The organism is Mycolicibacterium doricum (genome assembly GCF_010728155.1).
GTDB classification, from domain to species: Bacteria; Actinomycetota; Actinomycetes; order Mycobacteriales; family Mycobacteriaceae; genus Mycobacterium; species Mycobacterium doricum.
This window is the reverse complement of record NZ_AP022605.1, coordinates 767,422-791,416: the sequence shown is the minus strand read 5'-3', so window position 1 is coordinate 791,416 and position 23,995 is coordinate 767,422. Positions and strand designations below refer to the sequence as shown.

At 68.1% G+C, this 23,995-nt stretch carries 22 protein-coding genes, 3 pseudogenes and 1 riboswitch; of the genes and pseudogenes, 13 read left to right on the top strand and 12 right to left on the bottom strand.

Annotation, left to right across the window (positions count from 1 at the left end; all coding sequences use genetic code 11):
• Positions 1–5: 5 nt before the first annotated feature.
• Positions 6–1,040 (bottom strand): tryptophan--tRNA ligase, encoded by a 1,035-nt coding sequence (gene trpS, locus G6N07_RS03980; protein WP_085187139.1) that lies wholly within the window; start codon positions 1,038–1,040, stop codon positions 6–8.
• 195 nt (positions 1,041–1,235) lie between these two features.
• Here trpS and G6N07_RS03970 point away from each other — a divergent pair, with 195 nt between their 5' ends.
• Positions 1,236–2,072, top strand: coding sequence for an epoxide hydrolase EphH (locus G6N07_RS03970; protein WP_085187142.1), 837 nt, complete (start codon positions 1,236–1,238; stop codon positions 2,070–2,072).
• A 6-nt stretch (positions 2,073–2,078) separates the two neighbouring features.
• Here G6N07_RS03970 and G6N07_RS03965 read toward each other — a convergent pair whose 3' ends face one another.
• Positions 2,079–4,349 (bottom strand): NADP-dependent isocitrate dehydrogenase, encoded by a 2,271-nt coding sequence (locus G6N07_RS03965; RefSeq protein WP_085187144.1) that lies wholly within the window; start codon positions 4,347–4,349, stop codon positions 2,079–2,081.
• 152 nt (positions 4,350–4,501) lie between these two features.
• Positions 4,502–4,620, top strand: a riboswitch (SAM riboswitch).
• Between the two features lie 43 nt (positions 4,621–4,663).
• Between G6N07_RS03965 and G6N07_RS03960 the strand changes: the two genes are divergently transcribed.
• The 3 genes from G6N07_RS03960 to G6N07_RS03950 are packed head-to-tail and all read left to right on the top strand — an operon-like array spanning position 4,664 to position 7,877.
• Positions 4,664–6,004 (top strand): bifunctional o-acetylhomoserine/o-acetylserine sulfhydrylase, encoded by a 1,341-nt coding sequence (locus G6N07_RS03960; protein ID WP_372507578.1) that lies wholly within the window; start codon positions 4,664–4,666, stop codon positions 6,002–6,004.
• Between the two features lie 17 nt (positions 6,005–6,021).
• On the top strand, positions 6,022–7,146 hold the full coding sequence (gene metX, locus G6N07_RS03955; RefSeq protein WP_099050100.1) for a homoserine O-acetyltransferase MetX: 1,125 nt from the start codon (positions 6,022–6,024) through the stop codon (positions 7,144–7,146).
• Positions 7,143–7,877, top strand: coding sequence for a class I SAM-dependent methyltransferase (locus tag G6N07_RS03950; RefSeq protein WP_235849490.1), 735 nt, complete (start codon positions 7,143–7,145; stop codon positions 7,875–7,877). The genes metX and G6N07_RS03950 overlap by 4 nt, the downstream gene beginning before the upstream one ends.
• Before the next feature lie 82 nt (positions 7,878–7,959).
• On the opposite strand, the pseudogene G6N07_RS21160 reads toward G6N07_RS03950, so the two are convergent.
• Together G6N07_RS21160 and G6N07_RS03940 are read right to left on the bottom strand one after the other, a co-directional pair.
• Positions 7,960–9,720 (bottom strand): annotated as a pseudogene (locus G6N07_RS21160) (IS1634 family transposase).
• Between the two features lie 216 nt (positions 9,721–9,936).
• Positions 9,937–10,917: an ERCC4 domain-containing protein gene (locus G6N07_RS03940; protein WP_085187505.1), complete on the bottom strand. Its 981-nt coding sequence runs from the start codon at positions 10,915–10,917 to the stop codon at positions 9,937–9,939.
• A 212-nt stretch (positions 10,918–11,129) separates the two neighbouring features.
• Between G6N07_RS03940 and G6N07_RS03935 the strand changes: the two genes are divergently transcribed.
• The 3 genes from G6N07_RS03935 to G6N07_RS03925 are packed head-to-tail and all read left to right on the top strand — an operon-like array spanning position 11,130 to position 12,939.
• Positions 11,130–11,504, top strand: coding sequence for an ArsR/SmtB family transcription factor (locus G6N07_RS03935; RefSeq protein WP_085187508.1), 375 nt, complete (start codon positions 11,130–11,132; stop codon positions 11,502–11,504).
• A complete protein-coding gene (locus G6N07_RS03930) occupies positions 11,501–12,268 on the top strand; it encodes an aquaporin (RefSeq protein ID WP_085187511.1) in 768 nt (255 codons plus the stop codon). Before G6N07_RS03935 ends, G6N07_RS03930 begins: the two co-directional genes overlap by 4 nt.
• A complete protein-coding gene (locus tag G6N07_RS03925) occupies positions 12,265–12,939 on the top strand; it encodes an arsenate reductase ArsC (protein ID WP_085187514.1) in 675 nt (224 codons plus the stop codon). The genes G6N07_RS03930 and G6N07_RS03925 overlap by 4 nt, the downstream gene beginning before the upstream one ends.
• On the opposite strand, the gene G6N07_RS03920 is transcribed toward G6N07_RS03925, so the two are convergent.
• Positions 12,936–13,229 carry a DUF3017 domain-containing protein gene (locus G6N07_RS03920; protein WP_085187517.1) on the bottom strand — a complete coding sequence of 98 codons (294 nt, stop codon included), beginning with the start codon at positions 13,227–13,229 and terminating at the stop codon, positions 12,936–12,938. The genes G6N07_RS03925 and G6N07_RS03920 overlap by 4 nt on opposite strands.
• Entirely contained in the window at positions 13,226–14,086 is an 861-nt protein-coding gene (locus G6N07_RS03915) for a bifunctional methylenetetrahydrofolate dehydrogenase/methenyltetrahydrofolate cyclohydrolase (protein ID WP_179959946.1), read from the bottom strand. Before G6N07_RS03915 ends, G6N07_RS03920 begins: the two co-directional genes overlap by 4 nt.
• A 26-nt stretch (positions 14,087–14,112) precedes the next feature.
• Here G6N07_RS03915 and G6N07_RS20885 point away from each other — a divergent pair, with 26 nt between their 5' ends.
• The 6 genes and pseudogenes from G6N07_RS20885 (at position 14,113) to G6N07_RS03895 (ending at position 18,560) form a co-directional block, all read left to right on the top strand.
• The gene (locus tag G6N07_RS20885) at positions 14,113–14,415 is read left to right on the top strand and encodes a hypothetical protein (protein ID WP_085187524.1); all 303 of its coding nucleotides are present in this window, start codon (positions 14,113–14,115) and stop codon (positions 14,413–14,415) included.
• Position 14,416: 1 nt separating this feature from the next.
• A complete protein-coding gene (locus tag G6N07_RS03905) occupies positions 14,417–15,316 on the top strand; it encodes a diphosphate--fructose-6-phosphate 1-phosphotransferase (RefSeq protein ID WP_085187527.1) in 900 nt (299 codons plus the stop codon).
• Positions 15,317–15,359: 43 nt separating this feature from the next.
• Positions 15,360–16,190: pseudogene (locus G6N07_RS21155) on the top strand (FHA domain-containing protein); the annotation flags it as partial.
• A pseudogene (locus G6N07_RS21150) lies at positions 16,170–16,835 on the top strand (ABC transporter ATP-binding protein); the annotation flags it as partial. The pseudogenes G6N07_RS21155 and G6N07_RS21150, both read left to right, overlap by 21 nt.
• Before the next feature lie 99 nt (positions 16,836–16,934).
• Entirely contained in the window at positions 16,935–17,906 is a 972-nt protein-coding gene (locus tag G6N07_RS21145; protein ID WP_372507529.1) for an ABC transporter permease, read from the top strand.
• Between the two features lie 21 nt (positions 17,907–17,927).
• Positions 17,928–18,560 (top strand): rhomboid-like protein, encoded by a 633-nt coding sequence (locus G6N07_RS03895; RefSeq protein ID WP_085187533.1) that lies wholly within the window; start codon positions 17,928–17,930, stop codon positions 18,558–18,560.
• A gap of 3 nt (positions 18,561–18,563) precedes the next feature.
• Here G6N07_RS03895 and G6N07_RS03890 read toward each other — a convergent pair whose 3' ends face one another.
• The 6 genes from G6N07_RS03890 to G6N07_RS03865 form a co-directional block, all read right to left on the bottom strand.
• Positions 18,564–19,382, bottom strand: coding sequence for a transglutaminase-like domain-containing protein (locus G6N07_RS03890; protein ID WP_085187536.1), 819 nt, complete (start codon positions 19,380–19,382; stop codon positions 18,564–18,566).
• A 147-nt stretch (positions 19,383–19,529) separates the two neighbouring features.
• A complete protein-coding gene (locus G6N07_RS03885) occupies positions 19,530–20,081 on the bottom strand; it encodes a pentapeptide repeat-containing protein (RefSeq protein WP_085187539.1) in 552 nt (183 codons plus the stop codon).
• Between the two features lies 1 nt (position 20,082).
• Positions 20,083–20,664 (bottom strand): GTP-binding protein, encoded by a 582-nt coding sequence (locus tag G6N07_RS03880; protein WP_085187542.1) that lies wholly within the window; start codon positions 20,662–20,664, stop codon positions 20,083–20,085.
• On the bottom strand, positions 20,645–21,010 hold the full coding sequence (locus G6N07_RS03875) for a DUF742 domain-containing protein (protein ID WP_085187544.1): 366 nt from the start codon (positions 21,008–21,010) through the stop codon (positions 20,645–20,647). The genes G6N07_RS03880 and G6N07_RS03875 overlap by 20 nt, the downstream gene beginning before the upstream one ends.
• A 7-nt stretch (positions 21,011–21,017) precedes the next feature.
• A complete protein-coding gene (locus tag G6N07_RS03870; RefSeq protein ID WP_085187546.1) occupies positions 21,018–21,434 on the bottom strand; it encodes a roadblock/LC7 domain-containing protein in 417 nt (138 codons plus the stop codon).
• Positions 21,431–23,905, bottom strand: a complete 2,475-nt coding sequence (locus tag G6N07_RS03865) for a sensor histidine kinase (RefSeq protein WP_085187549.1) — start codon at positions 23,903–23,905, stop codon at positions 21,431–21,433. The genes G6N07_RS03870 and G6N07_RS03865 overlap by 4 nt, the downstream gene beginning before the upstream one ends.
• Positions 23,906–23,995: the final 90 nt, after the last annotated feature.

The following is a 23,995-nucleotide window of genomic DNA, read 5'->3' as shown; positions in this document are numbered from 1 at the left end:
AGTCGCTACGCCCGCGCGGGCAGGAACCCCAGCCGGTCGTATACCCGTTGGAGCGTCTTGGCAGTCACGTCCCGCGCGCGCTCGGCGCCGGCGGCGAGCACCGCCTCCAGTTCGGCCGGGTCGGCGAGTAGTTCGTCGACCCGGTTCCTGATGGGCGTGACGAACTCGACCACCGCCTCGGCGGTGTCCTTCTTCAGGTCGCCGTATCCTCGGCCCTCATAGGCCTCGACGAGCGCGTCGACGTCGGTGCCGGTGACCGCCGACTGGATCGTCAGCAGATTGGACACCCCCGCCTTGGCTTCCCGGTCGAAGCGGATTTCGCGCTCGCTGTCGGTGACCGCCGAGCGGATCTTCTTGGCCGTCTTGTTCGGATCGTCCAGGAGGGTGATCAGGCCCGCGTCGGTCCCGGTCGACTTGCTCATCTTCGCCGTCGGGTCCTGCAGGTCGTAGATCTTCGCGGTGGCCTTGGGGATCATCGGTTCAGGGACGACGAACGTGTCCGGGAACCGGGCGTTGAACCGCTGCGCGACATCGCGGGCCAGTTCGAGGTGCTGGCGCTGATCCTCACCGACGGGTACCAGATCGGTGTCGTAGAGCAGCACGTCGGCGGCCATCAGCACCGGGTAGGTGAACAGGCCGACGGTGGTGGCGTCAGCGCCCTGCTTCTGCGACTTGTCCTTGAACTGGGTCATCCGCGATGCCTGGCCGAACCCGGTGAAACAGCCTAGCGCCCAAGCGAGTTGGGTATGGGCCGGCACATGGCTCTGCACGAAGACGGTGCTGCGCGTGGGATCGATGCCCAGCGCCAGGTACTGCGCTGCCGTGACGAGCGTGCGCCGCCTCAGCGTCGAGGGGTCCTGTGGGATGGTGATCGCGTGTAGGTCGACGACGCAGAAATACGCGTCGTAGTCGTCCTGCAGGGCCGTCCAGTGGGTGACGGCCCCCAGCGCGTTGCCCAGGTGCAGCGAATCGGAGGTGGGCTGTACACCCGAGAAGACGACACGAGGCACGGCGGGCGGGGTCTCGACTGGGGAGCTCATGATGTCTCGATCTTTCCACGCTTTCCACGGCCTCCCGCGCGGCGAGTGCAGCCATGAACCATTCGTTCTCCGACTGCCGGTCGGTCCGGGCCTCACCGGTCTGCACGTACACGTCCGCGGTGCCTTCCTTCAGCCACGCCGGACCCTGGCCCACCATCTTGCGGTACCGGCGGTATCACCTTTAATGTCGGCCACATGACCGAACGCGCACCGATCCACCTCGGGTCCGGCGAACCGATCCTGCTGCTGCACCCGTTCATGATGTCGCAGAGCGTGTGGAAAAACGTCGCACCGGCAATCGCCGCCACCGGCCGATACGAGGTCTACGCGCCCACGATGCCCGGCCACAACGGTGGCCCCAAAGGGCCGTTCTTCCTCAGCACCGGTTCGCTGGCCGACGACGTCGAACGCCGGATGGACGCGCTGGGCTGGGAAACCGCCCACATCGTCGGTAACTCCCTGGGCGGCTGGGTGGCCTTCGAGTTGGAGCGGCGCGGACGGGCCCGAACGCTGACCGGCATCGCCCCGGCGGGCGGCTGGCGGCACTTCACCCCGGCCAAGTTCGAGATCGTCGGCAAGTTCCTCGCCGGCCTGCCGATCTGGCTGGTGGCGCTGGTGCTCAAGGAGCGTGTGCTGAAGCTGCCGATCACCCGGTACCTGGCCTACCCGGCGATCACCGCCAGGCCTGGGCGGCTGTCCGACGAGGACCTCGCCGACATCATCGACGACGTCTCACACTGCCCCGCCTACTACCAGCTGTTGGTCAAGTCACTGACGTTGCCGGGTCTGCTGGAGATCGCCGAGGGCCAGGTCCCGACGCACCTGGTCATCTGCGAGAAGGACCGGGTGCTGCCGCACCCGCGGTTCACCCGGCACTTCACCACCCAGTTGCCGAAGGAGACCAAGATCACCCACCTCGACGACGTCGGGCACATCCCGATGTTCGAGGCGCCGGACCGGGTCGCGCAGCTGATCGTGGAGTTCGCCGACCGTAACGCGGCGCCGCCGCCACGTGAGGCCTTGGGCGGCTAGCTCCGGTCAGCTCTGGGTCACCGGTGCGACAGTCGCGGCCTCCAGCGCCTCGTTGAGGGTCTTGCTCGGCCGCATCACCGCGGTGGTCTTCTCGCGGTCCGGGTAGTAGTACCCTCCGATGTCGACCGGGTTGCCCTGCGCCTTGTTGAGCTCGGTGACAATGGTGTCCTCATTGTCGGCCAGCGTCGTGGCCAGCGGTCCGAAATGGTCGGCGAGCTCCTTGTCGTCGGTCTGCGCGGCGAGCTCCTGCGCCCAGTACATTGCCAGGTAAAACTGGCTGCCCCGGTTGTCGAGCTCGCCGGTCTTGCGCGACGGGCCCTTGTCGTTCTCCAGCAGCTTGCCGATCGCCGAATCCAGCGTCTTGCCCAGCAGGACGGCGCGCTTGTTGCCCGTCTTGGCGCCCATGTCCTCGAAACACGCGCCGAGCGCGAGGAATTCGCCCAGCGAATCCCAGCGCAGGTGGTTCTCCTCGACGAGCTGGTGGACGTGCTTGGGCGCCGACCCGCCGGCGCCGGTCTCGTAGAGCCCACCGCCGGCCATCAGCGGCACGATCGACAGCATCTTTGCGCTGGTGCCCAGCTCCAGGATCGGGAACAGATCGGTGAGGTAGTCGCGCAGGATGTTGCCGGTCACGGCGATGGTGTCCTGTCCACGCGTCACCCGCTCGAGCGTGTACCGCATCGCCCACACCTGGGGCATGATCTGGATGTGAAGGCCCTCGGTGTCGTGGTCCTTCAGGTACTCCTTCACCTTCTTGCGCAGCTCGGCTTCGTGCGGACGCTCGGTGTCGAGCCAGAACACCGCCGTCATCCCCGATGCGCGTGCCCGGGTGACGGCCAGCTTGACCCAGTCCCGGATCGGGGCGTCCTTGACGATCGGCATGCGCCAGATGTCGCCGGCCTCGACGTTCTGGGTGAGCAGGACCTCACCGGACTCGATGTCGACGATGTTCGCGACGCCGTCCTGCGGGATCTCGAACGTCTTGTCGTGGCTGCCGTACTCCTCGGCCTTCTGCGCCATCAGCCCGACGTTGGGGACGGTGCCCATGGTCGTCGGATCGAACTGACCGTTGGTCTTGCACCAGTTAATCATCTCCTGGTAGATCCGGGAGAACGTCGACTCGGGGTTGACCGCCTTGGTGTCCTTGGTGCGCCCGTCGGCGCCGTACATCTTGCCGCCGAGACGGATCATCGCCGGCATCGAGGCGTCCACGATGACGTCGCTCGGCGAGTGGAAGTTCGTGATGCCGCGCGCCGAGTCGACCATGGCCAGTTCCGGCCGGTGCTCGTGGCAGGCATGGATGTCGTTGACAACCTCTTCGCGCTGCGAAGCCGGCAGCTTCTCGATCTTGTCGTAGAGGTCGGACATGCCGTTGTTGACGTTCACGCCGAGCTCGTCGAACAGCTGCTGGTGCTTGGCGAACGCATCCTTGTAGAAGACCTTGACCGCGTGACCGAAAACGATCGGGTGGCTGACCTTCATCATGGTCGCCTTGACGTGCAGCGAGAACATCACGCCCGTCTCATAAGCATCCTGCATCTGCGCCTCGTAGAACTCGCAGAGCGCCGTTTTGCTCATGAACATGCTGTCGATGATGTCGCCGGCATCGAGTGTGACCTCGGGCTTGAGCACGATCGTCTCGCCCGCTCGTCCGTCTTCGGGGTGGGTCTCCAGCACCATCTTGACCTTGCGGTCGCGATCGATCGTCATCGACTTCTCACCGTGATAGAAGTCGCCGTGTCTCATGGTCGCGACGTGGGTGCGAGAGGCCATCGACCACTCCCCCATGCTGTGCGGGTGCTTGCGGGCGTACTCCTTGACCGCCTTGGGCGCGCGCCGATCGGAATTACCTTCCCGGAGTACGGGGTTGACCGCGCTGCCGAGGCAGTTGGCGTAGCGCCGCCGGATTTCCCTCTCCTCGTCGGTCTTGGGGTCCCCGGGGAAGTCCGGCAGGTCGTACCCCTTGGCCTTGAGCTCCTTGATCGCGGCCAGCAGCTGCGGCACCGAGGCGCTGATGTTAGGCAGCTTGATGATGTTGGTGTCCGGGTCCTGGGTCAGCTTGGCGAGTTCGCCGAGGTTGTCGGGCACGCGCTGTTCGTCGGTCAACCGCTCGGGGAATTCGGCCAGGATGCGCGCCGCGACGGAGATGTCACTGGTTTCGATGTTGATGCCGGCCGGCTGCGCAAAGGTCCGGACGATCGGCAGGAAACCGTAGGTCGCCAGCAACGGGGCCTCGTCGGTCAGCGTGTAGATGATGGTGGGCTGCTCGGCACTCATGTGGTGTCTCCCGGCGTCAGATCGAAGCTCCGCGTTTGTCGGCTACGACGCTACCCGGCAGCCACCCAGCCGGAAACGGCTCCCTGCGGATCGGACCGCGTAGGCGGATCACTGGTGGCAGGGTCGGCGGGCGGTGAGATAAGCTTTCTGGCGGTCATGAGTGCCAGCGTCAAGCCCCGGCTTGCTGGCCGGCAACCCTCCAACCGCGGTGGGGTGCCCCGGGTGATGACCAGGTTGAGTAGCGGTGACGGCTACGCGGCAAGCGCGGGTCCGTACAGACGGGCCCCCAGACACTACAGGGAGGTCCGTTTCGCATGAGCACGTCAGAAGACCTGATGCTGCCCGATAGTCGCTCGGAGGACCCTCGCTCCGCCAATTGGTCGTTCGAGACTAAACAGGTCCACGCCGGCCAGACCCCTGACGCGGCGACCAACGCCCGCGCGCTGCCGATCTACCAGACCACCTCGTACACCTTCCGCGACACCGATCACGCCGCGGCGCTGTTCGGCCTGGCCGAGACCGGCAACATCTACACCCGGATCATGAACCCGACGACCGACGTCGTCGAGCAGCGCATCGCCGCCCTCGAAGGTGGGGTGGCGGCGCTGTTCCTGTCCTCCGGGCAGGCAGCGGAGACGTTCGCCATCCTCAACATCGCCAACGCCGGCGACCACATCGTGTCGAGCCCGCGACTGTACGGCGGCACCTACAACCTGTTCCATCACACGCTGCCCAAACTCGGCATCGACGTCACCTTCGTCGAAGAGCCGGATGAACCCGCCAGCTGGCGGGCCGCGGCGCGTCCCAACACCAAGGCCTTCTTCGCCGAGACCATCTCCAATCCCCAGATCGATGTGCTCGACATTCCGTCGGTCGCCGCGGTCGCCCATCACAGTGGGGTTCCGCTGATCGTCGACAACACCATCGCGACGCCGTACCTGATCCAGCCGCTGAACCACGGCGCCGACGTCGTCGTGCACTCGGCCACCAAGTACCTCGGCGGACACGGCAACGCGATCGCCGGTGTGATCGTCGACGGCGGTACCTTCGACTGGACCAACGGCCAGTTCCCCGGCTTCACCGAACCGGACCCGAGCTACCACGGCGTGGTGTTCGCCGACCTCGGCGCGCCCGCGTACGCGCTCAAGGCCCGGGTGCAGTTGCTACGCGATCTGGGGAGCGCGGCCGCACCGTTCAACGCGTTCCTGATCGCGCAGGGGCTCGAGACGCTGAGCCTGCGGGTGGAGCGTCACGTGGCGAACGCGCAACGCGTCGCGGAGTACCTGGTCGCTCACGACGACGTGCTGTCGGTGAACTACGCCGGGCTGCCGAGCTCGCCGTGGTACGAGCTCGGAAAGAAGTTGGCGCCCAAGGGGACCGGCGCGGTGCTGGCGTTCGAACTGGCCGGCGGCGTCGACGCGGGCAAGGCGTTCGTCAACGCGCTCACGCTGCACAGCCATGTCGCCAACATCGGCGACGTGCGCTCGCTGGTGATCCACCCGGCGTCCACCACGCATGCCCAGCTGAGCCCCGGCGAGCAGCTGGCCAGCGGGGTCACGCCCGGCCTCGTGCGGCTGGCCGTCGGCATCGAGGGCATCGACGACATCCTCGCCGACCTCGAGCAAGGGTTCGCCGCCGCCAAGGCGATCGCCTGAAGTCCGAAGAGCAGCTAGTGACGATTTCTGACGTGCCCATCACCACACTGCCGTCCGAGGGCGAGATCGGCGTCGTCGACGTCGGCCCGCTCACGCTGGAGAGCGGCGCTGTGCTCGACGACGTCTCGATCGCCGTGCAGCGCTGGGGAGAGCTCTCCCCCGACCGCGACAACGTCGTGATGGTGCTTCATGCGCTGACCGGTGACTCGCACGTCACCGGACCCGCCGGGCCCGGCCATCCCACCCCGGGATGGTGGGACGGCGTCGCCGGGCCCGGAGCGCCGATCGACACCGACCGCTGGTGCGCGGTCTCGACGAACGTCCTCGGCGGCTGCCGCGGATCCACCGGACCGTCGTCGATCGCCCCCGACGGCCGGCCGTACGGCTCGCGGTTCCCCGCGGTGACGATCCGAGACCAGGTCACCGCCGACCTGGCCGCGCTCGAGGCGCTGGGGATCACCGAGGTCGCCGCGGTGGTGGGCGGATCCATGGGCGGCGCGCGCGCGCTCGAGTGGATCGTCGGCCACCCGCACACGGTGCGGTCGGCGCTGATCCTCGCGGTCGGCGCCCGCGCCACCGCCGACCAGATCGGCACGCAGAGCACCCAGGTCGCCGCGATCGAGGCCGACCCGCACTGGCGCGGCGGCGACTACTACGACACCGGGCGCACGCCGTCGACCGGACTGGCGATCGCCCGCCGGTTCGCCCATCTCACCTACCGCGGTGAGCAGGAACTCGACGACCGGTTCGGCAACGACGCCCAGGGTGACGAGACGCCGACGACCGGCGGACGGTACGCCGTGCAGAGCTACCTGGAATACCAGGGCGCCAAGCTGGTCGAGCGGTTCGACGCCGGCACCTACGTGAGGCTCACCGATGCGCTGTCGAGCCACGACGTCGGCCGTGGCCGCGGCGGCGTGCGGGCCGCCCTGCAGAGCTGCCCGGTGCCCGCGATCGTCGGCGGTGTCACTTCCGACCGGCTCTATCCCCTGCGATTGCAACAGGAGTTGGCCGACCTGCTTCCGGGATGTGCCGGTCTGGAGGTGGTCGACTCGATCTACGGCCACGACGGGTTCCTGGTCGAGACGGAGGCTGTCGGCAAGCTGATCCGCCGCGCGTTGGAGTTGGCGGGCCCCCGGTGACGCGCCCGGGTCAGGATCATCCCTCGCTGTCCTTCGGCGCGCAGGCCGCCGCATACGAACGTGGCAGGCCGTCGTATCCGCCGGAGGCGATCGACTGGCTGTTGCCGCATGGCGCACACACCGTGCTCGATCTCGGCGCCGGGACCGGCAAGCTGACCACGCGACTGGTCGAACGCGGCCTGGACGTGGTGGCCGTCGACCCCATCCCCGAGATGCTCGAGGTGCTGACGGGGTCGCTGCCCGACACCCCGGCGCTGCTCGGTACGGCCGAGGAGATCCCGTTGGCCGACAGCAGCGTCGACACCGTGCTGGTCGCACAGGCATGGCACTGGTTCGACACCGGGCGCGCCGTCAAGGAGGTGGCCCGGGTGCTGCGACCGGGCGGGCGGCTCGGCCTGGTGTGGAACGCCCGCGACGAGCGGCTGGGCTGGGTGAAAGAGCTGGGCCGCATCATCGGACCGGAGAACGCCCATTTCAACGAGGCGACGACGCTGCCCGAGCCGTTCACCCACGTCGAGCATCACCGGGTCGAGTGGACCAGTTACCTGACGCCGCAAGCTCTACTGGACCTGGTCGCCTCGCGCAGCTACTGCATCACCTCACCGCAGGAGGTGCGGACCCGAACGCTGGAACGCGTGCGGGAACTGCTGGCCACCCACCCGGCGCTGGCCCACTCCACGGGTCTGGCGCTGCCCTATCTCACGCTGTGCATCCGCGCCGATCTGTCCTAATCCGAAGTTACGGCGTTGAGGGCGGCGTTTTCGGGTTTTGACCTGGTGGTTTGTCGTTTTGGGGTGGTTTTTTCTGTCGACGTCAGGTCAGTGTGAGTGGGACGGCGGCGCCCAGGAGGTCGAATGCGCGCCGTTGGGTGTCGGTGGGTGCGGTCAGGGTGGGCACGATGGGGCCATTGTCGCCGTAGCGCAGGTCGTTTCGGGTCAGAGTGCCCAGGTGTGTGAGCAGGGCCTGGTAGCTGCGGGCTGGTAGTGCGGTGTCGGTGGTGGTTTTGCGGGCGGCTTTGGTGGCGGCGGCGGCCGAGCGCCGGGCGGGGGCGACGGGGTCCTGGCGTGCGGGTGGATGCTCGTCGGTGAAGGTCAACAGGGCCAACGCTTTACGCATGTGCCAGGTCAGGTAGGCGGCCAGCATGCAGATCAGGACGTGGGCTTTGACGCGGTCATCGAGGCGGTGGTGGATGGGGCGCAGGTCCAGGTCGATGGCTTTGAGGCTGCGGAAGTCGCGTTCCACCTGGGCGAGGTTCTTGTAGGCCCCGATCACCGCGTCGGTGCTGAATTCAGTGGGTGTGGCGGTGGTACGCAGGACGTAGATGCCGTCGAGGGCGGCTTCGGCGTCGATGCGGTCGGTGTCGCGGCTGATGGTCAGTGTGGTGTCGGTGATGTTGAGATGAAAGTGCTTGGTCATCTTGAACTTTCCCAGGATTTTGCCGACTTTCACCCCGATCGGCCCGGCGCCGGCGACCCGGCCCGCGCTGACTGCGGCGATGATCGGTGCCAGGGCGGCCTCGGTGGCGGCGAGCAGTTCACCGCGTTTACGCGCCCGTTCGGCGGCCAGCAGCGGGTTGCGACACGCGACGAGACGTTCGCCGGGTAGTCGGGATGGGTGATCTCGGCGAAGTTCTGCTCATCGAACAGCGTCATTTGCAGCGGTCCGTCATCGGCGGCCAACGCAGCGATCTGCGGGCGCGTAGCGCGGTCAGCCAGCCGATCCCGCCGAGGTCCTTCAAGGCGACGATGCGGGCGGAGGTGATCATCCCGCGATCCCCGACCATCAGCATGTTCTGCAACCCGAAGGTGTCGCGGACCGCGGTCACCGCGTGGGTGAACGCGGTCGGGTCGGCGGTGTTGCCGGAAACACCCGGATCGCGACGGGACGCCCGTCGGGATCGGTGAGCAGCCCGTACTCGATCTGCTCGCAGCCCTTCTTCGCGTCGCGGGAGTAACCGCGGGCAGCCAGGTCGCAGTGCCGTCCGGTCACCCACGAGGAGGACAGGTCGAACATCGCGATCCGGGACGGATTGACCGCCGGGCCCAGATGGCGTGCCGCGAGCTTCTTCTCGATGGCCTCTTGGCGGGTCAGCAGCCAGTCCATCGCCGCGTACACCTCGTCGGTGGACACCGAGGCGAGGTCCAGATCGGTGGCCAGGGTGGTGTCGGCCCACCAGGAGATGGTCGCCAACTTCGACGCCGGGGCCACCGTGCGGGCCAGAATCAACGCCATCGCGACCTGACGGTGCCGGCACGTCGGGCCCAGCAGCCCGGGCAGGCCCAATGCCTTGGCGGTGACCGACGCCGCGGCCAGATGTCCGTGCGGTAGAGCGCGGGTCACGGTGCACACCGCGGCGGGATCGACCAGGCTCTTGCCGGCCAGGATCGCCCTGATCGCGGCGATCGCCTCCGGTGGCAGCACCGAGAGGTTGGCCAGCGTCTCGTTGCGCACCCGTCCGTCCTCGCGGAAGGACCGTCGCAGCAATTGTGACTCGTAGACCCGTTCGACACCATCTTTCCCGGTGTACTTACGACGTTGTGTAGCGATGTGAACTGCGCCAGTCCCCTTGGGCATGAACAGATTCTACGCCACATCCATCAGGCAGTCCACAATATTAGTGACTACACAATGAACGTGTCGAACAGTCAACTCCGCAGATCAGACCTCAAAAACCCTACTCAAACCCGCCGTAACTTCGGCCTAATGCGTGTCGAACGATCCCGGGTTTGGTGCACACCTCGCACGGTGTGCGTCCCGGTCTGGGGGTGGGCGTAGTACGCGGCCGAGAAGCTACGTTGGGTTCGACGAGTTGGTGTCGTACCACGCAGTCCAGATCTCGGGGCGGAGCCGGCCGCGGTCCGGTACCGGCAAGCCGGTGCTGCGAGCCCAGGCGCGGACTTCCGCGGTGGATGGCGTCGGCGCCGGGCGGGCCATGTCGACTCTGGTCGGTGAGACGCGTTGTATGGCGGCCTGTTCGGCAGTCGCCCAGGCGTTCGCGGCGGCGAGGAACCGGTAGGTGTATTCCTCGGCGAGCTGGCGGGTCTCGCAGAATACGATCGCCACGTTCGGCCAGCGGATCTGGAGTTCGGCGAGTCCGTCGGCGACCATCGCGGGACGGACGCGGTCGAGCTTGAACAACTGCGAGTAGCGATCCTCGATGACCACCGCCGCGCGTGGGAGCGCGGCCAGGTCCCCGACCTGGTAGCGCAGCTTGCCGCCGGTGAGGCTGGATACCAGATCGGCCAGTGACTTGCGTTCCACGCTGGCGACAAGCTGACCGTCGACGACGACCCCGTAGTCTCCGCACGGCAGCGCCCGCTTGACCGTGGTGGCCTGCTGGGTTGCGAACCGGTAGGCGTACTGCTCGTGGCTGTCGACAACGATCTGCAGCTGCTCGATGCCGTGGGCACGGGCAGTCGGCGTGCGCACGTTCGGGCGCGCCTGCTTACGGGTGCGGGGTGACTGCCAAAACACCACGTCACGGCCACGAGCCTGGGTGAACACGAGCTGGGAACGGTTGTGCCGGGACCGGTCGGCGATCACGTCGATCGCCGCGCCGCGCCGACGACACGACCGAAGCGGCACTCGTTCGACGATCACCGGATTGTGGGGCCACTCCTCCAGCGGTACCGGGTAGGCGAACAAAGCCTTTTCCCGCGGCCAGCTCCCCGACGTGCGGAACAGCAGGTCACCACCAGCGAGTGGAACCCTCAGCAGCAACCGCAGCCGGGATTCGTCGTCCGGGTTGACCGCGATCAACAACTCCGCCACAAGTCCCAGAGTCTGCCACCGTTCTTACGGTGACACACCCGTCTCGATGCGAGGTGGGCGGCGGACCGGCGGGTGGTACTCGGTGACCCCTCGATTCTCCTTCTCCGCTTGTCGGCACTCCCCTTCGCTCAGTCCCACCCGCCACGATTCTTTGATGCACGTTCACCGCCTGTTCGCTTGTCCACCGATTCGATGGCTGTCAATATCGACGTATGTCGAAGTCATCGGACCGGGTGGCCGAGTCGCGATGTTGTGAGGTCGCGCCGCTGGTTCGTGAACCGTTGAGCGCCCAGGGAGCCACCGAATTGGCCGGCATGCTCAAGGCGCTGGCCGATCCGGTGCGGCTGCGTCTGCTCAGCGTGGTGGCCAGCCATACCGGCGGCGAGGCCTGTGTTTGTGACATCTCCGTGGGCATCACGGTCGGTCAGCCAACCGTGTCGCATCACCTCAAGGTGCTGCGCAACGCCGGGCTACTGACCAGCGAGCGACGGGGTTCGTGGGTGTATTACCGTGTTAATCCCCAAGCGATGCAATCGCTTTCGACGCTGTTGGGTGCGGACAGTCCGATCGGAAGTGTCGCTAGGTGACCGTCGTCGGGCTGCCGCGGCGGCTCCTGGCCGAATTCCTGGGCACCGCCCTGCTGGTCACCGTAGTCGTCGGCTCGGGCATCGCCGCGGCCGCGCTCTCACCCGACGATGTCGGGTTGCAGCTGCTGGAGAATTCCACGGCCACGGTATTCGGGCTGGCTGTGTTGATCCTCATGTTCGGCCCGGTCTCGGGCGCCCACTTCAATCCTGTTGTGACAGCTGCTGACTGGCTGCTGGGCCGGCGCGCGGGCACCGGCATCACCGGCAGTGACGCGCTTGCCTACGCGGCCGTGCAGGTTATCGGCGGCGTGGCCGGAGCCTGGCTGGCCAACGTCATGTTCGACCGGAGGGTGTTCGAGCTGGCCACCAAGGATCGCATCAGCACAGGTCATCTTGTCGGTGAAGTCGTCGCAACCGCGGGTCTGATCGCCTTGATCTTCACCCTGGCCCGCACCGGGCGCGCGGGACTGTCCGCGGCCGCGGTCGGTGCATACATCGGTGCGGCCTACTGGTTTACCAGCTCCACCTCCTTCGCCAATCCGGCTGTGACCGTCGGGCGGATGTTCTCCGACACTTTCGCCGGCATCGCTCCGGGCTCAGCCCCGGGGTTCATCGGCGCCGAGGTCGTCGGGGCCCTGATCGGTTTGGCGTTGGTCGCCGTGCTCTACCCTGACGCCCCCGACACGGCCGGCGACGTCGTCGTCCCGCACCACAACGGCACACACGCGTTTGATTCCCATGTCGACCAAAGGAGTTCGTCGTGACCGAAAGCCCTGCCCGATACGCCAAGCGCCTGCACCCGGATCTGTCGATCGACCAACAACTCGCTCTGCGCACCGCCGCCACCCGGCTGCAGGGCGAATTCGGCGAACACTTCGGGGTGGAGACCATCGAACGGTTCCTGCACTCCTCTTACGACCAGTTCGCCGGTCGCGCGACCGTCCCCAACTTCCTGCCGCTGCTGGCCGAGCGGTTCGCCCGCCAACGCCTGATCGCCCTGGCTCGGGTGGAAGGCAAGATCACCGATACCAAGCCCACCGTGCTGTTCTTGTGCACCCACAACGCCGGACGCTCCCAGATGGCGCTCGGCTTCTTCACCCACCTGGCCGGTGACCACGCCATCGCCTGGTCCGGCGGATCAGAACCCGGCGACCAGATCAACCCCGCCGCAGTAGCTGCCATGGCCGAAGTGGGCATCGACATCACCGGCGAATTCCCCAAACCCTGGACCGACGAAATCGTCCAAGCCGCAGACGTAGTCATCACCATGGGCTGCGGGGATGCCTGCCCCATCTTCCCCGGAAAGCGCTACGAGGAATGGGCCGTCCCCGACCCCGCCGGCCAAGACATCGACACCGTTCGCCCCATCCGCGACGACATCGAGGAACGCGTCCGGCGCCTGCTCGCCGAACTGGACATTCCCATCACCCGCTAGCCTGTGCCCAGCGGGTCGATGGTCCATGCGACGTAGAACATGGCCGCGCTGACCGTCGCCGTCGTGACGAAATCGATTCCCTTGCTCCGCACCGCAAGCAGCCCGGCCGCCTCCTCGCTCAGCGCAATACGAAGCACCGCCGCCACTCCCACGCCGACGGCGAGAACCAGCGCACCGCGGCGCCAGTAGCCGGCGACCACCAGCCCGAACGCCGCCACGACGATCAGGCAGACCACCAGGATCGGCCACTGTCCCGCCAACACCTTGCGGGCGAACTCTTTGGCGCTCACCCGTGTCGGAGTGCCTCGGCGCGCTCCACCACGTTGGTCAGCAGGAACGCCCGGGTCAGCAAACCGACGCCGCCGGGATTGGGCGACACGTGCCCGGCCACCTCCCAGACATCGGGGGCGACATCGCCGAGGAGCTTGCCGTCGTGGTCGCGGCTGACGCCGACGTCGATCACCGCCGCACCCGGCCGGACCATCTCAGCAGTCACCATGTGTGGCACCCCCACCGCGGCGACGATGATGTCGGCCTCGCGGGTGAACTGCGGCAGATGCCGGGTCGCGGTGTGACACAGCGTGACGGTGGCGTTCTCCGAGCGGCGGGTCAGCAGCAGCCCGAGCGGACGCCCCACCGTCACGCCGCGGCCGATCACCACGACGTGCGCGCCGGCGACCTCGACCTCGAACCGGCGCAGCAGGTGCACGATCCCGCGCGGCGTGCAGGGCAACGGGGCCGGTTCGTTGAGCACCAGCCGGCCCAGGTTCCTCGGGTGCAGTCCGTCGGCGTCCTTGCCGGGGTCGACGCGCTCGAGCGCGGCGTTCGCGTCCAGCCGGCCCGGCGGCAGCGGGAGCTGCACGATGTAGCCGGTGCATTGGGGGTTGGCGTTGAGCTCGTCGATCGTCGCGTTCAGTTCGGCCTGGCTGATGTCGGCGGGCAGGTCACGCCGGATCGAGTTGATGCCGACCTTCGCGCAGTCGGAGTGCTTCCCGCGCACGTATGCCTGAGAGCCCGGGTCGTTGCCGACCAGCACCGTACCGAGTCCGGGAGTCAGCCCCTCTTCGGTGAGCGCCGACACCCGGTCCTTGAGGTCGACGAAGATCTCGTCCCGCGTTGCTTTTCCGTCGAGCGTTATCGCACCCACGCGAGCCATTGTGGCAGGCTGCCGGTATGGACACCGAGCCCGATGTGTTCACCCCGGCCAAGCTCGGCGCAGTGACCCTGCGCAACCGCATCATCAAGGAGCCGACGTTCGAGGCGTCGACGCCGGTCGCCAACTTCCGCATCGACAAGGCGATGCGCCGCGCCCTGTTCGCCGGACTTGACCTGATCAACCGGATCAGGGCTGGGGCGGTCCCCGGATCGGTGCGCTCGGCGGGCACGCATTGCAACAACTGCATGGCGACGATCTACGGCCATACCCGCTGCGGGGTGACCGCCGCTCCGCGTTCGCTGCCCGTGCTGGGTGGATGAAGTGGAGGAGGCCGGCGACGCCATGGCTACCTACCGCTACGTGCGGGTGGGTCTGGTCGCGCTGGTCGTCTTCCTGCTGGTCTCCGTCGGCCTCACCTGGCAACACACCTGCCCACAGAGTTCGATCAGCGCGTTCTACTACACGCGCACGCACGCCGTGTTCGTCGCTACGCTGTGCGCCGCCGGCGTCTGCCTCATCGCCTATCAGGGCAGCCGTCTCGGCGAGGACACGTTGCTCAACTTCTCCGGTTTCCTGGCGTTCGTCGTCGCGTTGATCCCGACCGACGCCGAGGGAGTGTGCCGGCCGTGGCTGCCGACCGAGACCGATCCGTTCGGCGCGGTCGCCAACAACATCACCGCGCTGTTCGCGGCCGCGGCCGCCGGGTGCGCGCTGTACCTGGCGTTGCAGCGGTGGCGGGCACCGCAGCCGGTGCCCACCGCCGAACCCGTCGTCTGCGCGTCGGCCGGCTCGCTGTGGAAGCTCGTCGCAGCGGTGCTGATGCGTGTCGAGCCATGGTTGCCGAAGGCGTTGTTCGCGATCGTCATCGCCGGTGCGCTGCTGTCGTTGTGGGACTGGTTCCTCGACCGGGCCCACATCGTCGCCGCGGTCGCCTTCTTCCTCGGCATCGTGTTGGTGTCCGTCTACCACGCCTGCTACGCCCGCGCCGCCGACCGGAACCGGCGCGCCCGCTTCTACGCGGCCATGGCCACGCTCATGCTCGCGACGGTCGCCGTGGCAACCGTACTGGTGCCGGCCGACGTGGAATTCGGCGTCTTCCTCGTCGAGGTGGCCCTGATCGTCGAGTTCGCCGTCTTCTGGGGCGTGCAGACGTGGGACGTGTGGGACCCCGGCGACCGTTATCCGGCGGCCGCGGTACCCAGCCTCGCCGACGCGAGGTGATGATCAGCCTGGATCGCCTGCCCTACCTATACAGTTGGTCCCGATGAGCCGACCGTCCCCACCTGCGCTGACCGTTCGGTACGAGGGATCCACCCGCACGTTCGCCGCTGGCAACGACGTTGTCATCGGCCGCGATCTGCGGGCCGACGTACGTATCGCCCACCCCCTGATCTCCCGCGCCCATCTGGTGCTGCGCTTCGACCAGGGCCGGTGGGTCGCCATCGACAACGGCAGCCTCAACGGCATGTTTGTCAACGGCAGGCGCGTACCCGCCGTCGACATCCGCGACGGGCAGAGCCTCAACATCGGCAACCCCGACGGTCCGCAGCTGACCTTCGAGGTCGGCCGCCACCGGGGGTCGGCAGGTCGGCCGCCGCAGACCACCGCCGTGCCGGTCGCGCGGGCCGCCACCGGCGGGTGGTCGCCGTCGGCGCCGCCTCCGGCCCCCCCGATGTCGCGGCCGCAGCCGCACTACCCGACCTGGCCGCAACCGCACACGCGCCCGCCGGCCGCCGGCGCCGCGGTGTCGCCACCGATGTCCGACCACGCCGAGCTGGAACCCGTCACCCGGATGGGCCCGACGGCGGCCCCGCGCGCCGGTGACGGCGGCAACCTCGCCACGAGCATGCTCAAGATTCTGCGGCCGGGCCGGGCGCCGGAGTCACCGCCCGGAGCCGTGAAGATCGGCCGCGCCAGCGACAACGACATCGTCATCCCTGACGTCCTGGCATCCCGCCACCACGCCTCGCTGGTCCCGGCGGCGGGCGGCACCGAGATCATCGACGCCCGCAGCATCAACGGCACCTTCGTCAACGGCGCCCGCGTCGAATCGGCACTGCTGCGCGACGGCGACGTGGTCACCATCGGCAACATCGACCTGGTGTTCGGCGGTGGCACGCTGGCCCGCCGGACGGAGACCGCCGCCGCCACCGCCACCGGCGGCCTCGACGTGCGCGGTGTCACCTGGACGATCGAGAACAACAAGACGCTGCTGGACAACATCTCGCTGACCGCGCGCCCCGGCACGCTGACCGCCGTCATCGGTCCGTCCGGCGCGGGTAAGTCGACGTTCGCGCGTCTGGTCGCCGGCTACACCCATCCCACCGCGGGATCGGTGACGTTCGAGGGCCACAACATCCACGCCGAGTACGCCTCGCTGCGCTCCCGGATCGGCATGGTGCCCCAGGACGACGTGGTGCACGGTCAGCTGACCGTCAAACAGGCGCTGATGTACGCCGCCGAATTGCGGCTACCACCGGACACCACCAAGGACGACCGCGAACAGGTGGTCATGCAGGTTCTCGAGGAACTCGAGATGACCAAGCACCTCGAGACCCGGGTGGACAAGCTGTCCGGCGGCCAGCGTAAGCGCGCTTCGGTCGCGCTGGAGCTGCTGACGGGCCCGTCGCTGCTGATCCTCGACGAGCCGACGTCGGGCCTGGACCCCGCGCTGGACCGCCAGGTCATGACCATGCTGCGGCAGCTGGCCGACGCGGGCCGCGTCGTCCTTGTGGTCACACACTCGCTGACCTATCTCGACGTCTGCGATCAGGTGCTGCTGCTGGCCCCGGGCGGCAAGACGGCGTTCTTCGGCCGGCCCAGCGAGATCGGCCCGTCGATGGGAACCACCAACTGGGCCGACATCTTCAGCTCCGTGGCCGGCGATCCCCAGGGCGCCCACCAGAGGTTTCTCGCGGTGAACGGGCCGCCGCCGGCGCAGCTCGCCACCGAGGAGGAGCCCAGCAACCTCGGCGAACCGTCGAAGACCAGCCTGCCACGGCAGTTCTCGACCATCGCCCGCCGCCAGATGCGGCTGATCATCTCCGACCGGGGCTACTTCGTCTTCCTGGCCGTGCTGCCGTTCATCATGGGTGTGCTGTCCCTGTCGGTGCCCGGCACCGTCGGATTCGGCGTACCCAACCCGATGGGCGACGCGCCGAACGAACCAGGCCAGCTCCTGGTGCTGCTGAACGTCGGGGCGATCTTCATGGGTACCGCGCTGACGGTCCGCGACCTGATCGGTGAGCGGGCCATCTTCCGGCGCGAACAGGCCGTCGGTCTGTCCACCACGGCGTATCTGCTCGCCAAGGTGTGCATCTACGCGGTTTTCGCGATCCTGCAGTCGTCGATCGTCACGGCGATCACCATTGCGGGTAAGGGCGCACCCACGCAGGGGGCGCTGACCTTCCTGAGCCCGACGGCCGAATTGTTCGTGGTGATGGCGGCGACGACGGTCACCGCCGCGATGGTCGGCCTGGCGCTGTCGGCGCTGGCGAAGTCGAGCGAGCAGATCATGCCGCTCCTGGTCGTCGCCGTGATGAGCCAGCTGGTGTTTTCCGGCGGCATGATCCCGGTCACCGACCGGCTGGTGCTCGACCAGCTGTCCTGGTTCACGCCGGCGCGCTGGGGCTTCGCCGCATCGGCGTCGACGGTGGACCTGATCAAGCTGGTCCCCGGCCCGCTGACACCCAAGGATTCGCACTGGCAGCACACCGGGTCCGCGTGGTGGTTCGACATGGGCATGCTCGCCGCGCTGAGCATCGGATATGTCGGCTTCGTTCGCTGGAAGATCCGGCTCAGGAGCGCTTGATGTGACCGGTAGATTCGCAAGGTGGCACGTGCCTTGGGAGTGGTCGGACGCTGTCTTTCCGGCGCGCCGGCGACCTTCACGTGGCTGGCCGTCCTCGCGGTCACCACGCGGGTGCAGCGGGCCGCTGGCGGTTCCCGCTCACAACTGCTGCGCAGCCAGTCGACCAATCTGAACCACCTGTCGGAGGAGCCGACGCGGGTCCTGGCAGCGAGCCTGTTCTGGCTCGACGGCAAAAGTTGGTGGCCGTATGTTCCGCCGTTCGCGGCCGTCCTCGCCCCGGCCGAACGCCGCCTCGGGACGGTCCGGTGGCTGGTGGTCGGCACCGTCGCCCACCTCACCGGCACCTATCTCGGGCAGGGATACCTGCGCTGGTCCATCCGCGCGCGACAGGCGCCGCCACGGCTGGCCGATGCCCACGACGTCGGGGTCAGCTACTTCCTGCTGGGCGTCGCGGGAACGCTTTCGGCATACCTGCCGCGGCGGCGCCGGGCCCGGGTGCGGGCGGCCGCAGTCGGCGTCCTCGCGGCCAACGCCATGGTCCGACCGACGTTCACCGAGGTCGGGCACCTCAGCGCCTTCATCACCGGCCTGGCGCTGAGCCCGCTGGCGACCGACCGCGACACCACCCGGACGACGGGCGGATGCACTGGCTGAGCGTCACCGCAACGTGACGAGATCGGAAACCGAGTCGCGCGGCAGCTCGCCGTCGACCACCGCGGTGACCGTCATCTTCTGCAAAGTGATCGACCCGTCGTGGTTGTCGAGGAACGCGGTGTCGGCGGCGTCGCGTCCGGTCGCAATGCGCACCATCGACTGTCGCGGCGCCAGACACGTCGCGTCGACCACCCTCCAGTGTCCGGCGATGTAGGCCTCCGCGACGGCGTGGAAGTCCATCGGGCTGCACCCTGGCGCGTAGACGGAGACCAGCCGGGCCGGGACGTTGACCGCCCGCAGCATCGCGATGACCAGGTGGGCGTAGTCACGGCAGACGCCCGCGCCCGCCAGCAGCGTGTCGGCGGCGCCGTCGATCGGATCGCTCGACCCGGGAACGTAGTCCAGGCGGGCTCCGACCCAGGACGACACCCGCTCCAGCAGCGCCTCCGAGTGGCTGAGCCCGCCGAACTCGGTCGCGGCGAAACCGAAGAACTTGTCAGCCTCGGCGTATCGGCTCGGCCTCAGGTAGGTGGACAGGTCGATCTCGCGGACCTCGGGTGGCGCTGCGACGCCCTTTATTGTCGCCTGGTAGGACGCGGTCACCGTTCCCTCCGTGGCCGCGAACTTGTGGATGCGGGTGCCGTGTTCGCCGATCATCTCCTCGGCCTCGACGGGGCTGCCGTCGTGGCGGAACGTGAGTGCCTCGGCGATGTCGGCACCGGGATGCGCGGCGAGCGCGATCTGGAACTCCAGCGTGGTGGGCGCGGTGACCTCGATCTCGAGTTCCGCGCCGACGGTGCGGCTCATGATGTCACGGGGCATCGGCACAGTCTCGTCTCGATCCGGTGACCACGCAGCGCGAGTGCGGTGACGCGCCGGAGGACAGCTCTCGGGTCATGGAGACCTCCTCGATGCCTCAGTACTCGCCTATCCGGGGCGGGAAGGCCGGATCCGGTGCACGGTCAGACGTCATTCACCGTGGACGTCGAGTCCGTGCGCCGCGGCGTATGCCAGCGCCTGGTCGACGTCGATACGCGCCCCGCGCACCGCGGCGGTCGTCCACAGCGTGGGGTCCACCCGGGCGCCGCGCAGATCGGCGCCCTCCAGGCGCGTGCTCTGGACCCGGACTCCCTGGAGGTCGGCGCGCCGCAACACCGCCTCGCGCAGGTCCGTACCGACCAGGTTGGCTTCGCGCAGACGGCAGTCCGACAGGTCGACCCGCCGCAGATCGCAGCCGCCGAACGCCGCGAGCGTCAGGTCCACCTCGATCAGCGTCAGCGGTCGCAGCCGACATTCGGTGAACACTGACCCCAGCATGCTGCAGTGCCGAAAGGTGCTGTGCTGCAAGGAGGATCGCCGAAATGTGCAGTTACGGAAAGCGGAGCCGACGTGCCGGGACTCCGACATGTCGACACCGCTGAAGTCACATCCGTCGAACACCACCCGCTCGGTGACCAACCGGCTCAGATCCTCTTCGCGGAAGTCCCGGTCGATGAACTCCTCGTCAGTCCACTGCGCCACGTCAGCCCGGCAGTGCCGGAAGGCAGTTGAGTGAGTATTCGGTGATCGCGATGAGGGCGGCCTTGGCCGAATCGCGATCGCGGGCGTCGACGGTGATGACCGGGATGTGTTCGGGCAGCGTCAGCGCCTTGCGCACCGCATCGAGGGGATGTACGGGCGCGCCGTCGAACTCGTTGATGGCGACCAGGAACGGCACGTTGCGTGCCTCGAAAAAGTCGACCGCCGCGAAACTGTCCTGCAGTCGGCGCACGTCGACCAGGACGATCGCGCCGATCGCGCCGCGCACGAGGTCGTCCCACATGAACCAGAACCGCCGCTGGCCCGGCGTGCCGAACAGGTACAGGACCAGATCGTCGGCCAGCGTGATGCGGCCGAAGTCCATCGCCACGGTGGTGGTGCGCTTGTCGGGGGTCCCGTCAAGGCCGTCTACGCCCGCCGAGGCGTTGGTCACCAGGGCCTCGGTGCGCAGCGGCATGATCTCCGACACCGCGCCCACGAACGTCGTCTTCCCGGCGCCGAATCCGCCGGAGACGACGATCTTCGTCGCGCTCGAGCGCTGCCTGTCAGAGTGCTCGTAAGCCACGCAGGGTCCTTCCTATGAGTTCGCGGCGTTCGTCGGAGGTCGACGATTGGTCGAGGGTGACGTGCACCCGTAGATAACCTTGCGTCACGAGGTCCCCCACAAGCACACGCGCCACGCCGAGCGGCACGGACAAACGTGCGGCGATCTCCGCCACAGACGGCCGCTGCGCACACAGCCCCAGGATGTCACCGCGCACGTCACCGGCCGGCCAGCGCGGCGGCCGAACCGACTCGAGCGTCTCGATGGGCGCTTCCAGCGGCAGGTGCACGCGGGAATCGGTGCGCCCGGCGGTCAGCGTGTACGGGCGTACCAGGCTGGGTCGGGCGGCGGATCCGGGTTCGTCCACGGCGCACTCACGACTGCTGAGGAGTTCGCCGCTGCGACTGGACGACCGTTCCCACCCGCTCGACGAGGATCGCCATCTCGTAGCCGATCTGCCCGATGTCGCAGGACCGGGCGGCCAGCGTCGCCAGATTGGAGCCGTCGCCGACCCGCATCAGCAGCAGGTATCCGTTCTCCATCTCGACGACCGACTGCAGCACATACCCGCCGTCGAACAGCTGTGCGGCGCCGGTGGACAGGCTCGCCAGTCCGGAGGCGACGGCGGCGAGTTGATCGGCCCGCTCGACCGGCATGTGCTCACTGGCGGCCATCAGCAGACCGTCGGCGGACACCAGCACCGCGTGGGAGACCCCGGACACTTCGCCGGCGAATCGGGAGACCAACCAGTCGAGCGATTCGCGCTGCAACGAACGTGGCGGGTAGGTCATTGGGGTTCTGTTCCTCTGACATCTCGGGAGTGGGCGCGGCCGGCGTGCACGCCACCGAAGTGGCGGCTCATGCTGGCCCGGATGGCCTCCGGATCGCGTCGCGGCGGGGCATCGGCTTCGGCCGCCGATGCTACCTGCTCCTCGGTGTCGTCGTTGCGGTGTGCTCCACCCGCCGGACCGGACCTGCGCCGGCCGCCGCTACCGGGAACGAGCCGCGCCCCTGGCTCGCGCACGGGCAGTCCTTCGTCGGTGCGTTCCCGCACCGCGGCCTCGTCCGCCGCCGCGGCCGCCGACCATCCGTAGTCCCACACCGACTTCCAGTCGAGGTCGGTGCTCTTGCCGAGTTCGGTCGGGTCGATCAGCCACTCCGAGAGCATCGACTGGTAGATCGCGTCGTCGGTGCCGGCGGTGGCCTTGGCCGACGGTCCGGGTGCGAGATCGGGTTCGGGTTCTGGGCGCTCGTGTGCGCCGTTGGCGGCCGCCTGCGCGCGCGAGGCGAAGAAGGCGGACGTGTTCGTGGGCGCGGGGAGGGGTCGGTGGTGACGTGAGCTGTCGACCGGGGCCTGCGACGCCGGCTCGGCGGCGGCATACGGTTCGGCCGACGGCACGGAAGTCTGGGCCGTGACAGCGGTGTGTGCGAGCAGCTGGGCGGGCACGTACACCCCTGCGGTGGTCCCGGAGTCGGGTTCCTCGACGACGGTGCTGCGGAGTCGTACCGCGAAGCCGTGCTGGGCGGCGAGCCGGCCCACCACGAACAGACCCATGTGGCGGGCGGTGTACGGGGTGACTTCACCGCCGGACTGCAGGCGCGCATTGGCCATCCGCAGGTCGGCCTCAGCCATTCCGAGACCGTTGTCGCTTACCTCGACGACGAGGCCTCCGTTGCCGTGGTGCATGGCCGACACCCGCACCTGGGAGATCGGCGGTGAATACCGCAGCGCGTTGTCGAGCAGTTCGGCGAGCAGGTGCACGAGGTCACCGGCGGCGGCGCCGACGATTCGGCTGTCGGGCACGCCGGCCGTCACCACGCGGGTGTAGTCCTCCACCTGGGAGGCGGCGGCATTGATGATCGTCGCGACCGGGACCGGCTCGGCCTGATCTCGCGCGATCGACGCGCCGGAGAGCACCAGCAGGTTGGCACCGTTGCGCCGCATCCGGGCGGCGAGGTGGTCGAGTCGGAACAGGCTCTTGAGGCGTTGCGGGTCGTCCTCGTCGCGTTCCAGCCGGTCGATCAGCGACAGCTGCTGGTCCACCAGCGAGCGGCTGCGCCGTGACAGCGTCTGGAACATGTCGCTGATCTGCAACTGCAAGCGAGACTGCTCACCTGCCAGTTGCACCGCCTGCTCGTGCAGTTCGTCGACGGCATGGGCGACCTGGCCGATCTCCTCGGTGGTGTAGACCGGGATCGAGCTGACGGGGCCGGGGTCGGTGCCGGCACGGACCCGGTCGAGCTCCTTGGGCAGATCCTCGTGGGCGACCTTGAGGGCGCTGTCGCGAAGTCGGCGCAACGGCCGCACCAGGGAACGTGCGACCAGCAGCACGAGAACGACAGCGGCGGCGAACGCCAGCAGGATCAGCACCGCGTCGCGGAACGCGGCCGACCGCTGGGCGTCCGCGGCGCTGGTCACCGCGGCGGGGATGGCGTCGGTGGTGTCGGCGATCATGGTGTCCGCGATGCCGGCGGTCACGGCCTGCGACTGCAGCAGTTCGGGGTTGCCCGGCAGTATCGCCGCCGGGTCGGACATCGTCGACATGCGTTCGAACATCTCGCCGCGCAGGGTGTTGGCCTCCTCGGAGGCCTCGCCCAGCAGTTCGGCCATCCCCGATACGGTCGACGGCTCCGCACCGGCCACGGTGATCATCGCGGCGCGCAATTCCGGTTCGGGAACGTCACCACCGCGCGTGACGAGCATGTTCTGCATCGCCATCTGACCTCGGGCACCGACCGCCCACGACAGGGCCTCGGCACACAGCTGCACGTGCTGCTCGGCGCCGCGGGCTGAACCCGTGATGGCGGTCTCGGCGGTCAACAGCAGCGGACCGTAGCCGAACACCCGTTGGCGCAGGTCGACCGAGTTCGCCGTGGCCTCGTCGATCAGATCTTGCCCTTGGTCGAGCAGGGTGTTCACCGCCAACCGCACGTCGGAAACGACGTCGGCGTCCGTGAGCTGTTGACCCAGCGCCGCCTTGGCGGCGTCGTACCCGGCGAGCACGGACTGCGTCTCGCGCCCCCCGGTCGCGGCGACGACGACGTTCTCCATGGCGGCCATGTAGTCGTTGATGTCCGGGATGAGTTGCGCCCGCTCGGCAGCCAGGCGCAGTTCACCGGCCTGCTGCAGATTCCCCGCGATGCGGGAGCCGCCGAGCACGCCGGCCAGGATCAACGGGACGAGCACGATCGCGAGCACTTTCCAACGCACCGGCCAGTTCGCCGGCGACCACCAGGACGGCCGTTTGGGCGGCCCAGTCATCGGCGCTGGACCGCCCGACGGGCCCAGGATGGGGTCAATACTGAAGCGTGATTCATGGAGGTGCCCTGCTGTTTCGACCCTGTTGCCGGG

Bases quoted from the DNA above. Each gene is read 5' to 3' on its own strand.
- G6N07_RS03890 (WP_085187536.1), bottom strand. From the start codon at position 19,382: ATGCCCCGTGACATCATGAGCCGCACCGTCGGCGCGGAACTCGAGATC.
- G6N07_RS03865 (WP_085187549.1), bottom strand. From the start codon at position 23,905: ATGACTGGGCCGCCCAAACGGCCGTCCTGGTGGTCGCCGGCGAACTGG.
- G6N07_RS20885 (WP_085187524.1), top strand. From the start codon at position 14,113: ATGGACACCGAGCCCGATGTGTTCACCCCGGCCAAGCTCGGCGCAGTG.
- trpS (WP_085187139.1), bottom strand. From the start codon at position 1,040: ATGAGCTCCCCAGTCGAGACCCCGCCCGCCGTGCCTCGTGTCGTCTTC.
- G6N07_RS21145 (WP_372507529.1), top strand. From the start codon at position 16,935: ATGGGAACCACCAACTGGGCCGACATCTTCAGCTCCGTGGCCGGCGAT.
- G6N07_RS03960 (WP_372507578.1), top strand. From the start codon at position 4,664: ATGAGCACGTCAGAAGACCTGATGCTGCCCGATAGTCGCTCGGAGGAC.
- G6N07_RS03935 (WP_085187508.1), top strand. From the start codon at position 11,130: ATGTCGAAGTCATCGGACCGGGTGGCCGAGTCGCGATGTTGTGAGGTC.
- G6N07_RS03965 (WP_085187144.1), bottom strand. From the start codon at position 4,349: ATGAGTGCCGAGCAGCCCACCATCATCTACACGCTGACCGACGAGGCC.
- G6N07_RS03970 (WP_085187142.1), top strand. From the start codon at position 1,236: ATGACCGAACGCGCACCGATCCACCTCGGGTCCGGCGAACCGATCCTG.
- G6N07_RS03870 (WP_085187546.1), bottom strand. From the start codon at position 21,434: ATGACCTACCCGCCACGTTCGTTGCAGCGCGAATCGCTCGACTGGTTG.